Genomic DNA, 11,836 nt, shown 5'->3' on the forward strand with positions numbered 1-11,836 from the left:
ATCACCGAGTCCCGCTGCGGGAGAGGACGTGATGACGATGGCCGGACAGGGCTACGCGGCGCCGCCGATGCCGATCTGGCCGTACGCGTCGTGGTGGTCGCGGGTCGGTGCCTACCTGCTCGACCGCTTCGTCGTGCCGCTGCCGGGACTGATCGTGGCGGGTATCGGAGCCCTCGTCGCGTTCAAGGACTCGTCGTCGACCACCACGACGTACTCGGGTGACTACTATTCCGAGTCGAGCTCCGAGCTGACCGGCGTGAACGGCGCGGGGATTGCGCTGATGGTCGCCGGGTTCCTGTTGACGCTGGTCATTCTCATCTGGAACGTAGTGTTCCGGCAGGGCACCACCGGTCAGTCCGTGGCCAAGAAGTGGCTCGGCATCTCGGTGGTCCGGGAGAGCGACGGCCGCCCACTCGGACCGGGAATGGCGTTCGTGCGCTGGCTACTGCTGTGGATCCTCGGCGACACCTGCTTCCTGAACTTCCTGTGGCCGCTGTGGGATTCGCGCCATCGGTGCTGGCACGACATGCTGGTGACCTCCGTGGTGATCAGGGCGAGGTGAGTCGATGACCTTGCAGCGCAGCGAGATCCGGGACCGGCGTCTGTGGGGACCGGCCGGGGTCGCCGCGACCGGGATCGCCGCCGCCGCGGTGCTGAACCTGCGGGACCCGCACCGGCTCGGCGCGTACGGATTCTGCCCGTTTCATGCCGTCACCGGCCTGTGGTGCCCGGGCTGCGGCGGGCTGCGCGCGCTGAACGATCTCACCCACGGTGACGTGTTCGCGTCGCTGTCGAGCAACTTGTTCGTCGCGCCGTTGGTGGTGGTGCTGGCGGTCGCGTGGGTGGCCTGGGTGCTGCGCCGGTGGCGCGGCGTCGACGACCGGATGATCGTGCTGTCGCGGGCGGCGACGGTGGCCGTGCTGGTCGCGCTCGCCCTCTTCACGATCGCGCGGAACACCCCGTGGGGATCCGCGCTCGCCCCGACCTGAATCGCCCCGTCAGAACCGCGCCGACTCGACCGACACCGGAGGCAGTCCGATGGCCATGCAGATCTTCTCCCTCATCGTCCTGGTGGGTGCGCTCGTCGTGCTTGTGCCCGTGGCACGCCGGGTGTTCGGACGGCGCGACGACGACCACGAGGACTGAACACATTTCGCGCGTCCGCTCGACAGCGGCCCGTGGGCGCGCCATGCTCAGGCATGGCCGAATCGCTGAGAGACCGCGTCCGCGAGAAACTGCTGCGCCAGATCGCCGAGGACGGTGGCGCACCGACGGAGGGGGCCGAGGACGACGATCCCCGGCTGGTGGCACTGGACGACGACCTGGCGGCGCTGGACGAGGCGCTCGACGGCGATCCGGTGATCGAACGGCTCGCCGCGAAGTACTGGGTGCCGTAGCGACCCCGACCGTCCCGAGTTAGTTCGCAAGGCGTATAAATACATCTTGTGTCTAAGTTGTATTCGGCGGCGGAACAGGTCTACCGCGAGGTCAAGGAGCGGATCCTGTCGTCCGCCCTGCCGGGCGGCGAGCTCATCAGCGAGGGCGAGATCGCCAGCGAGATGGGGACCAGTCGCACCCCCGTGCGCGAGGCGTTCCTGCGCCTCGAGGCCGAGGGCTGGATGCGGCTCTACCCCAAGCGAGGGGCGTTGATCGTGCCCGTCGCCGACGGCGAGGCCGAGCACGTCGTCTCCGCGCGCCGGCTCATCGAGGCCGCCGCCGTGCGCACCGTCGTAGCCGACCCCGTGGCGCGCGCCGAACTCGTCCGCGAACTGCGCGCCTGCCTCGACGACCAGCGGTCCGTCGCCGCGGCCGGCGACGTCACCACCTTCACCGGACTCGACGCCGATTTCCACCGCGCGATCGTGCGCGCGGGCGGCAACCCACTGCTCGACGCCTTCTACGCGAGCCTGCGTGAGCGCCAGCGCCGGATGACCGCGCGCTCGCTGGCCCGCGATCCGCTCCAGCTCCAGTCGATCATCGACGACCACACCCGGCTCGCGGACCTGATCGAGACCGGTGACGCCGACGGTTACGACGCCGCAGTCGTGGTGCACATGCACCAGGTGCACGGGCTGGGTCTGCCGAGCGGAGGTGCGCGATGACCGTCGTGGCCGACCAGCACTCAGCTGCAACCACTTTCGTCCCACGCACGATTGCGCCGTGGGCACTCGTTGCGGCCGTGATGTTCGCCGTCGCCTGGGGTGGCAACGAGTTCACCCCGCTGCTGGTCATGTACCGCCTCGACCACGGGTTCTCGCCGGTGACCGTGGACATCTTCCTTTTCGCCTACGTGATCGGCATCGTGCCGGCGTTGTTGCTCGCGGGTCCGCTGTCCGACCGGCTCGGCCGCAGGCCGGTGCTGCTGCCCGCGCCGCTGATCGCGGCGGTGGGATCGCTGATCCTCGCGGTCGGCGCCGACAGTTCGGTGCTGCTGGTCCTGGGCCGGATCCTCAGCGGCATCGGGCTCGGCATCGGCATGGTGGTCGGCGGCAGCTGGCTCAAGGAACTGTGCGTGCGCCCGTTCGACACGAAGGCGCAGACCGGGTCCGGCGCACGTCGCGCGGCGATGAGCCTGACCGCGGGATTCGCCCTCGGCGCGGGCCTGGCCGGCGTGCTGGCTCAGTGGGCGCCGTGGCCGACCGTGCTGGCGTACCTGCTGCACATCGCGATCACCGTCGTCGCCGGGGTCGCGCTGTTCGCGGCGCCGGAGACCCGCGCGGCAGTGCCGGTCGACCAGCGGCGGCCGCTGTACGAGGACCTGAAGATCCCCGCGGTCGCGCACCGCCGCTTCTGGTTCGTGATCGCGCCGGTGGCGCCGTGGGTGTTCGGCGCGGCCAGCTGCGCGTACGCAGTGATGCCCTCACTGATGGCCGACCACAGCGGCGGTCGACCGGTCGCGTTCTCGTCGCTGCTGTGCGTGGTGGCGCTGGCGTGCGGCTTCGCGATCCAGGCGCTGGGACGGCGCATCGACACCCCGTACAGTGCCCGGGCCGTGATCGTCGCGTTGGCAATCCTGGTGGCGGGCATGGCGATCGCCGCGGTGGCCGCCGACCGGCTGACGGTGCCACTGGCGCTCGTCGCGGCCGCGGTGCTCGGCTCCGGGTACGGCATGGCGATGGTGTCCGGACTGCAGGAGATCCAGCGGATCGCCACACCCGACGACCTGGCCGGGCTGACCGCGGTGTTCTACTCGCTGACCTACATCGGGTTCGCGATCCCGGCGGCGATGGCGCTGTGCGTGCAGGCCTGGCCCGGGGTGTTCAGCTATCCGATGCTCTTCGTAGTCGGTGTGGTGGTCGCCGCGGCGAGCCTGGTACTGGTCGTGGTCAAGAGCCGCTCACATCTCCAGACCGCGCGGTAGCGCCGAGGCCGGCGTGGTAGCGCTGACGGTGCTCGAGGAACGGTGCGCGCCGCTCCTCGAGCGTCATCGCTCGGAGTCTGGCGAGCGTGTCCGCGGTGGCTCCGTCGGTGGGGGTGAAGACCTTCACCCAGGCCCCGGCCGGGGCGGGCAGGGTGAAGTTGGTCATCACCATGCTCACCTCGCCGATGGCGGCGTTGCGGATGACGTGGGTCCGGGTGGCGGGGGACGCGACATCGTTGCGTGCCCACATCCGTGCGAAATCCGGGCTGGCCGCGCAGAGTCGGTCGACGAATTCGCTCCAGCGCGGGTCGCCGAGGTTGCGGCCGTATCCGCTCCGCAGGTAGGCGACCATGCGGGCTCGTTCGTCCGTCCGGCTGACGAACGCATTGCAGCAGTCCGGGGTGGTGAACATCTCCCACAGTGTGTTGCGTTCGGCGTCAACACATCCGGGGAAGAGTGCCGCGTACCCCTCGTTCCAGGCGAGCACGTCGAAGCGGTTGGAGAGCACGCAGGCCCCCAGCGGGTCCAGATGGTCGAGAATGGTCTGCATCTCGGGCGGAAGCTCGCCGTCCTCGTGCGAGACCGGCACGGTGGGGACTCCTGCCAGCCCGTACAAGTGCGCCTTCTCCGCCGCATCGAGTGACAGCGTCCGCGCGACCGCGTCGAGGACCTGCACGCTGACATTGATCGCCCGGCCCTGTTCCAGCCAGGTGTACCAGGTGATCCCGATGCCGGACAGTTGCGCGACCTCCTCCCGGCGTAATCCGGGGGTGCGCCGCCGCGGCCCCGGCGGCAACCCCACGCTCCTCACCACCACCGTCCAACTCGGAAACGTGTTGGGAGTGGCCACCTTCGGAACGCTGTTCCTCACCCGGATCACGGCCTGGGTCGCGCATCCGTCCGCGGCAGCGGCGGGCCTGACGGCGGTTGCCGAGGGTACGGTGGTTCTGGTGGCCGCGGGCTTCGCGTTCGCTGCGGTCCGGCGGGGCTGAGCGCATGTGCCTACGCGGGCAACGGCTTCGACCAGAGCCACGCATCCCACAGCGGCCGCAGCGGCCGATCGGTGAAATGCGCTGCCAGGTCGGTGAACTCCTCGGTGGTCACCGTCGCGTGCCGGTACTTCGCCGTCCACTGCCGCAGGAGGTCGAAGAACGCCGCGTCGCCGAGGATCTCGCGCAATGCGTGCAGGGTGAGCGCGCCGCGCTTGTAAACCCGGTCGTCGAACATCAACCGCGGACCGGGGTCGCCGAGCAGCAGGTCGAACGGAAGTCCCGCCTGGGTCCGGTGCGCCTGCGCCGCAATCTCCTTCGCGGACGGCCCGCCCGAGTTCTCCGACCACAACCACTCGGCGTAGCAGGCGAAGCCCTCGTGCAGCCAGATGTCGCGCCAGGCACCGAGCGTCAGACTGTTGCCGAACCACTGGTGCGCCAGCTCGTGGGCGACGAGCCGCTCCGACCCGCGCCTGCCGTCGCAGTGGTTGGCGCCGAACACCGACATGCCCTGTGCCTCGATGGGAATTTCCAGCTCGTCGTCGGTGACCACGACGGTGTAGTCGGCGAACGGGTAGGGGCCGAACAGTCGGACGAAGGTGTCCATCATCTCCGGCTGCCTGCCGAAGTCGTGCTCGAAAGCCGTCCGAAGTCGTTGCGGCAGAACGGCGTGCATCGGAACCTCCAGTGGAGCCTCCGCGGTGACCAGGTGTCGGGCGGGGGTGACCCGGCGACGCTCGTAGGGGCCGATCTGGATGGTCGCGAGGTAGCTGGCCATCGGTTCGCTCTGCTCGTACACCCAGGTGGTCTGGCTGGCGCGGGTCTGCTTGCGGACCAGCACACCGTTCGCGAGTGCGTAGTACGGCGAATCCGTCGTGATCGAGATCTCGTAGCTGGCCTTGGAACTGGGATGGTCGTCGCACGGGAACCAGGACGCGGCGCCGTTCGGCTGGCTCGCGACGATCGCGCCCTCGGTCAGCTCCTCCCACCCGACCTCGCCCCACGGTCCGCGGACCGGCTTCGGGGTGCCCGCGTACTGCACCGTCACCGACAACGCGCCACCCGCCGGGATCTTGTGCGCGGGCGTGACGGTCAACTTGCCGTGCTGGTGGGTGTACTTGACGGAACGCGATCCGTTGACCGTCACCTTCGAGACCGCGAGCGACTGCGACAGGTCGAAGGCGAATCGCGGCCGAATCTCGGTGGTGGCAGCCGTGATCGATGCCTTGCCCGCGAGCCGGTTACTGGACACCTTGTAGGTCAGGTCCAGTTCGTACCGTGACACCCGGTAGCCGCGGTTGCCCGCCGACGGCAGGTACGGGTCGATCGGCTCCTCGTAGAATTTTCCCGGCTTCACCATGTGCGTCGCCCCCGTCAGTTCCAGGGCCCGATCGGGTTGCCCTGCCAGCGGGTGTTCGGCGGCACCACGTCCCCGCGCATCACCAGCGAGGCCGGTCCGACGGTGGCGCCGTCGCCGATTCCGGAGGCGGGCAGTGCGACGCAGTGCGGTCCCAGGGTTGCTCCCTTGCCGAGGGTGACGGTGTCCATGGCCATGATCCGATCATGGAACAGGTGCGTCTGCACAACGCAGCCGCGTTCGACGGTCGCGCCGTCGCCGAGAGTCACCAGGTCGGCCTCCGGCAGCCAGTACGACTCGCACCACACGCCGCGGCCGATCCGTGCGCCCATTCCGCGCAGGTAGACGTTCAGAACCGCGGTGCCGGTCGCGGCCCGCGCGAACCAGGGCGCCGCGACGGTCTCGACGAAGGCGTCCGACACCTCGTTGCGCCACACGAACGAACTCCACAGGGGGTGCTGGACCTTGTCGATTCGCCCGACCACCAACCACTTTGCGGCCACCGACACCGTCCCGGCCACCGCACCCGCGACCAGCAGCACGGCGCCGCTGAGCAGCGCCGCCAGCCAGAACCCGGCCGCGCCCGCCATCGCCTGCAGGGCGAACAGCACTCCGAGGCCGATGCCGAAGGTGACCATCACCGGGATCAGCCGGCAGGTCTCGACCACCGCCCGCGCGATCTTGAGGCGCAGCGGCGGCTCGAAGGTGCGGGCGGCGTCGGTGTCGCTGGCGGACCGCCGCAGCCGCACCGGCGGGCTGCCCAACCACGAGGACCCGGACTTCGCCTTGCTCGGTGCGGCCGAGAGCACCGCGACCAGACCGTTCTTCGGCACCCGGCGACCCGGACCGGCCATGCCGGAGTTGCCGAGGAACGCGCGCTTGCCGACCTTCGCCTCCTGGATGTGCAGCCAGCCGCCGCCGAGTTCGTAGGAGGCGATCATCGTGTCGTCGGCGAGGAAGGCGCCGTCCGCGACGGTGGTGAACTTCGGCAGCAGCAGCACGGTGGAGGCCTCGACGTTCTTGCCGACCTTCGCGCCGAGCAGGCGCAGCCAGCCGGGGGTGAGCAGGCTCGCGTACAGCGGGAACAGGAAGGTTCGGGCGGAGTCGAGCAGTCTCTCGGTGGCCCACACCTGCCAGCCGACCCGGCTGCGCACCGGGTGGTAGCCCTCGGACAGCCCGACACCGAGCGCCCGGACCGCGACCACCGTCAGCGCGGCGAACACGAACAGTGTCAGCAGGGTGGCGCCCGGCAGCCAGGCCAGCGCCCGCAGCATCGCCGATCCGAGGTCGGGTGTGCCGTGCACGCCCCAGCCGATCAGCGCGATGCCCGCGGCCAGTGCCAGGATCGGCAGTCCGGCGATCGCGACCGACGTCGCGCCGTAGACGGGCACCCACTGGGTCGCGCGCCGCGGTCGCTCCGCGGGCCACGGGTGCACGGCCTTGCCGACCTTGACGGCGGGGGAGCCGGCCCAGCTCTGTCCGGCCTTGACCCGGCCGATCACCGCGGAACCGGCGGCGACCTCGGCGTTCCGACCGACCCGGGCGCCGGGCAGAAGGGTCGATCGGGCTCCGACCGCCGCGCCGTCACCGATCTTGATCTCGCCGATGTGCACCACGTCGCCGTCGATCCAGTGCCCCGACAGATCGACCTCCGGTTCCACCGAGCAGCCGTCGCCGAGCTCGAGCATGCCGGTCACCGGCGGCAGGGTGTGCAGGTCGACACCGCGCCCGACCTTCGCGCCGAGCGCGCGGGCGTAGTAGATCATCCAGGGGGCGCCGGACAGGTTCGCTGCGCCGCTGGCCTCGGTGAGCCGGTGTGCGATCCACAGCCGGACGTGCTCGGGACCGCCGCGCGGGTACGTCCCCGGTTCGAGGCCGCGCAGCAGCAGCCGGGAGCCGCCGACCGCTATCGACATCCGGCCGAGCGGGCTGATGAACAGGATCAGCGCGACCAGCACCCACCACCAGGACAGTGTCGGTGCCCACGGCACGTCCACCAACCAGCCGAGCACGTTGTTCACCAGCGCCAGCCAGGTGACCCACTGCAGCCCGGTCAGGGTGGTCAGCGGGATCGTCGCGAGCACCTGCGCCCACTGCGTGGACCGCGGGGTGGGAGCGACGTCGCGGGGCTGCGCCGTCTCGATCGGGGTGAGCTCGTCGAGGAAGTCGGCGAGCGAGCCGAGCCGCGGGTGGTCGTAGAGCTGCGCGACCGTCACCTCGGGGAAGCGTTCACGCAGCGCCGTCACCAGCTGGGCGGCGGCCAGCGAGCCGCCGCCCGCGGCGAAGAAGTCGTCGCCGGGTCCGGTGATCTGCGCGCCGAGGATCGACGACCACAGCCCGGCCACCCACGCCGCGGTGCCGTCGAGGCCGGCGGCGGCCGCCGCGTCCTCGGAGCCGGTGCCCGGCAGCGGCCAGGGCAGCGCGGCCCGGTCCACCTTTCCCGAGGTGCGGGTCGGCAGCTCGTCGAGCAGCGCCAGCCGGGGTACCAGTGCGGCGGGCAGCTGCTCGGCCAGCTGATCCCGGGCCGCGCCGAGGTCGAAGTCGGGGTCGGTGCTGGCCAGATAGCCGACCAGGATCGAGTTCCCGGCCGCGGTCTTGCGGACCGCGGCCGCGGCGCCGGAGACCCCGGGCAGGTTCTGCAGGGCGTTGTCCACCTCGCCGAGTTCGATCCGCCTGCCGCCCAGTTTGACCTGGTCGTCCGCGCGACCCTGGAACAGCAGCCCGCCCGTCTCGAGCCGCACCAGATCGCCGCTGCGGTAGGCGCGGTCCCAGCCGAGCGAGGGCATCGGCGCGTACTTCTCCGCGTCCTTGGCCGGGTCGAGATAGCGGGCCAGGCCGACCCCGCCGATCACCAGTTCGCCGACCTCGCCGACCGGTACCGGGATGCCGTCGCCGTCGACCACCGCGAGGTCCCAGCCGTCCAGCGGCAGCCCGATGCTCACCGGCCCGGTGCCGTCCATCAACGCGCCGCACGCGACGACCGTCGCCTCGGTGGGGCCGTAGGTGTTCCACACCTCGCGGCCGGGCACGGCCAGTCGTTCGGCGAGTTCCGGCGGGCAGGCCTCGCCACCGAAGATCAGCAGCCGCACCGCCTCGAGGGCCTCGGCCGGCCACAGCGAGGCGAGGGTCGGCACCGTCGACACCACCGTCACGTCCCGCGAGACCAGCCACGGACCGAGGTCCATGCCACTGCGCACCAGGGACCGGGGCGCGGGCACCAGGCACGCGCCGTGCCGCCACGCCAGCCACATCTCCTCGCAGGACGCGTCGAACGCAACGGACAGTCCGGCGAGCACCCGGTCGCCCGGCCCGATCGGGTCCTGCTGCAGGAACATTCGGGCCTCGGCGTCGACGAAGGCCGCAGCGCTGCGGTGGCTGACGGCGACGCCCTTGGGGGTGCCGGTCGAGCCGGAGGTGAAGATGATCCAGGCGTCGTCGTCGACCGTCGGCGTGCGGGGTGCCACCGCGTCGCGTCGGTTCGCGGTCCCGGGTGCGATGCCGTCGCCGGTGACGATCGCGGCGACCGCGGCCTCGCCGAAGACCAGTTCCGCGCGCTCGTCGGGGTCGTCGGCGTCGACCGGAACGTAGGCAGCGCCCGCGGCGAGCACGGACAGGATGGCCACGTAGAGGGAATTCGAGCCGGACGGCATCCGGATGCCGACCCGGTCGCCGCCCCCGACACCCGCCTCGCCGAGCCAGGCGGCGCCGCGGTGCACATGGTCGAGCAGTTCCGCGTAGGACAGTGCGGTGTCGCCGTCGTCGACGGCCGGAGCGTCAGGGAAGGTCTGCGCGGTCGCGGCGAGAATGTCGACGAGGGTGCGCGGCGCGGGGGCGTTCGGCGACCGGAGGTACTCGGTCGGGATCTGCTGGGAGTCCGATCGTGACTGCAGGTGCAACGCCGGGGGTTCCTTCTCTCGTGTCGGCTGACTGTTCGCGTTGTTCTCTCACGTCAAGTTTGCGAGACGGTGAACGGAATGTCCGGACACGACATGGGAGCAGACTACGCCGCGGTCACAGCTCGCCGTTGTCGATGACGTTCTGCACGAGCGCGCCGTAGGTCGCGATGAGGCCGGCGCTGTCGATCACGTCCGGCGTCACCATCTCGAAGGTGCGCAATCCGCTGGCGAGGCCGAGCAGGAGCGTGACGACCAGGCGGGCTCGCGCCTGGCCCGCCGAGTCGTCGCCGATCCTGGCGGCGATCCGCGGGACGAACCCGGCTGTCATCTCCGCTCGCGCCGCGTCGCGGTCGGCGGCCTCCTGAAGAATGAACGGGGCGACGGCCCAGTACTCGAACTCTCCCGAGTCCCGCCTTTCGACGAGGGTTCGAACCAGTCGGTACCCGGTCGGCTCGGTCGGCCGGTCGAGTTCCTCGAGGATCGGCGCCTCCGGAGCGGCCGCCTGGAACAACTCGGCCTTGCTTCCGGTCAGCTTCATGACCAGTGCCGGTGAGACGTCCGCGGCCTCGGCGACGTCCCGGATCGTCGTGAGGGTGAATCCGCGTTCGGTGAACAATTTCCGCGCAGCGTCGAGGATGACGTCGCGGGTGGTTCTCTCGCTCATCCGGCAGTCCTCGTCGCGTAGGCGTCAGCTCTTGGTGGTGGCCCCCGCCGCACGCTCGCCGACCGCCACCGGAACAGCGCGGGGGACGGACGCCTTCGGCAGGAACCCGGCGGCCAGCGTAGCCAACAGCGTGGCGACGCCCGCGACGGCGAACATGGCGACGAAGGCCCCGTGTGCGGGGAAGACGTGTCCCGCCGCTTCGACGGTGACGCCGGTCAGCAGTGCCGCGACGACCGCGCTCATGCTGGACGACCCGACGGTCCGCATCAGGCTGTTGAGGCCGTTGGCGGCGGCGGTCTCGGTCATGGGGACGGAGCTCATGATCAGGGCCGGCATCGTGGCGTAGGCCATGGCGTTGCCGATGCTCACGAGCACGGTGCCGACGACGATCAGCGTGACGGTGCTGTCGAAGGCGATGCGGAAGACATACGCCCCGGTCATCACGATGCAGCCGACGGCGAGTGTGGTGCGGGCACCGAACCGAGCGGTCATCCTCGCCGAGAGCGGCGAGAACACGAGCATGGCCAGGCCCCCGGGCACCATGCAAAGGCCGGCGGTCGCCGCGCTGAGTCCGAACCCGAAGCCGGTGATCTCCGGCAGCTGCAACTGCTGGGTGGTGGACAGCGTGTTCGCGTATGCCGAGAACCCCACGAACAGTCCGGCAATGTTGGTGAGCAGCACGGGCCGATGTGCGGAGACTCGCAGGTTGACCAGCGGGGCCGCGGCACGCAGCTCGTAGGGGACCCACAGTGCGAGGACAAGGGCGGCCGCCGCGAGGCTTCCGAGGGTGTGCGGGCTCGACCATCCCCACGTCGGCCCCTTCGAGATCCCCAACAGCAATGCGGTCAACGCGACCGACAACCCGATCGCGCCGACCACGTCGAACCGTGCACGCGTTCCCGACGCGGACGCCGGAATCACGATGAGGACGCCGAGGAGGAGCAGGCTTCCGGTTGCCGCCGAGACCCAGAAGACCGACGCCCAGCCGAAGTGGTCGTAGAGCACGCCCGCGGCAGGCAGTCCCATCGCTCCACCGATACCCATCGTTGCGCTGATCAGTGCGGCGGCACCGGCCACTTTCTCCCTCGGGAGGACGTCGCGCAGCACGGCCATCGCCACCGGGATGAGCGACGAGGAGAAGCCCTGCAGGGTGCGTCCGACCAGCACCGCGAGGAAGCTGCCTCCGATCGCGGCGATGAGCGACCCCGCCACCATCATGGTCAGCGACAACACCAGCATCCGTCGCTTGCCGAACATGTCCGCCAGGCGAGAGACGATGGGCGTGGCGATCGCCCCCGTCAGCAACGTGATGGTGACCAGCCACGTGGCGTCCGCGTCGGTGACGCCGAGGATGTCGGGAAAATCTGGGAGCAGGGGAACCACCAGCGTCGTCTGGAGCGCGACGACGATTCCCGCCATGCTCAGCAACGCCGTGATCGCGGCGCCCGATGTCGGGGTCTTCTGCGGTGTGGTCACGACACCCTCCATTGCACATTTCGTAGCTCACACGGGGTGAACGGCTCACACGGGTGAACGGCTGACGGGGTGAACGCCGTTCACCTCGACGTA

Annotated in this window: 11 protein-coding genes; 6 read left to right on the plus strand and 5 right to left on the minus strand. The window is 70.3% G+C overall.

Going from position 1 to position 11,836, the window contains the following annotated elements:
• The first annotated feature begins 31 nt into the window (after positions 1-31).
• The 5 genes from FK531_RS02775 (at position 32) to FK531_RS02795 (ending at position 3,361) form a co-directional block, all read left to right on the plus strand.
• Positions 32-562 (plus strand): RDD family protein, encoded by a 531-nt coding sequence (locus FK531_RS02775; RefSeq protein ID WP_142095082.1) that lies wholly within the window; start codon positions 32-34, stop codon positions 560-562.
• Between the two features lie 4 nt (positions 563-566).
• Positions 567-989, plus strand: a complete 423-nt coding sequence (locus FK531_RS02780) for a DUF2752 domain-containing protein (RefSeq protein WP_142095083.1) — start codon at positions 567-569, stop codon at positions 987-989.
• A gap of 210 nt (positions 990-1,199) precedes the next feature.
• Positions 1,200-1,397, plus strand: coding sequence for a hypothetical protein (locus FK531_RS02785; protein WP_142095084.1), 198 nt, complete (start codon positions 1,200-1,202; stop codon positions 1,395-1,397).
• Positions 1,398-1,445: 48 nt separating this feature from the next.
• Positions 1,446-2,102, plus strand: a complete 657-nt coding sequence (locus FK531_RS02790) for a GntR family transcriptional regulator (protein WP_142095085.1) — start codon at positions 1,446-1,448, stop codon at positions 2,100-2,102.
• Positions 2,099-3,361, plus strand: coding sequence for an MFS transporter (locus FK531_RS02795; protein ID WP_142095086.1), 1,263 nt, complete (start codon positions 2,099-2,101; stop codon positions 3,359-3,361). The genes FK531_RS02790 and FK531_RS02795 overlap by 4 nt, the downstream gene beginning before the upstream one ends.
• On the opposite strand, the gene FK531_RS02800 is transcribed toward FK531_RS02795, so the two are convergent.
• Positions 3,327-4,211, minus strand: coding sequence for a helix-turn-helix transcriptional regulator (locus FK531_RS02800; protein ID WP_246097784.1), 885 nt, complete (start codon positions 4,209-4,211; stop codon positions 3,327-3,329). The two genes, FK531_RS02795 and FK531_RS02800, sit on opposite strands and share 35 nt — an antisense overlap.
• Here FK531_RS02800 and FK531_RS22205 point away from each other — a divergent pair.
• Positions 4,204-4,353 carry a hypothetical protein gene (locus tag FK531_RS22205; protein WP_181762809.1) on the plus strand — a complete coding sequence of 50 codons (150 nt, stop codon included), beginning with the start codon at positions 4,204-4,206 and terminating at the stop codon, positions 4,351-4,353. The genes FK531_RS02800 and FK531_RS22205 overlap by 8 nt on opposite strands.
• Positions 4,354-4,363: 10 nt before the next feature.
• Here FK531_RS22205 and FK531_RS02805 read toward each other — a convergent pair whose 3' ends face one another.
• The 4 genes from FK531_RS02805 to FK531_RS02820 form a co-directional block, all read right to left on the minus strand.
• Positions 4,364-5,710, minus strand: coding sequence for a M1 family metallopeptidase (locus FK531_RS02805; protein ID WP_142095088.1), 1,347 nt, complete (start codon positions 5,708-5,710; stop codon positions 4,364-4,366).
• Positions 5,711-5,724: 14 nt separating this feature from the next.
• Complete coding sequence (locus tag FK531_RS02810) at positions 5,725-9,603, minus strand: Pls/PosA family non-ribosomal peptide synthetase (protein ID WP_142095089.1); 3,879 nt, start codon at positions 9,601-9,603, stop codon at positions 5,725-5,727.
• A gap of 115 nt (positions 9,604-9,718) precedes the next feature.
• The gene (locus tag FK531_RS02815; RefSeq protein WP_142095090.1) at positions 9,719-10,267 is read right to left on the minus strand and encodes a TetR/AcrR family transcriptional regulator; all 549 of its coding nucleotides are present in this window, start codon (positions 10,265-10,267) and stop codon (positions 9,719-9,721) included.
• Positions 10,268-10,291: 24 nt separating this feature from the next.
• Positions 10,292-11,743: an MFS transporter gene (locus FK531_RS02820; protein WP_246097786.1), complete on the minus strand. Its 1,452-nt coding sequence runs from the start codon at positions 11,741-11,743 to the stop codon at positions 10,292-10,294.
• Positions 11,744-11,836 lie beyond the last annotated feature (93 nt).

This window comes from Rhodococcus spelaei (assembly GCF_006704125.1).
GTDB classification, from domain to species: Bacteria; Actinomycetota; Actinomycetes; order Mycobacteriales; family Mycobacteriaceae; genus Rhodococcus_G; species Rhodococcus_G spelaei.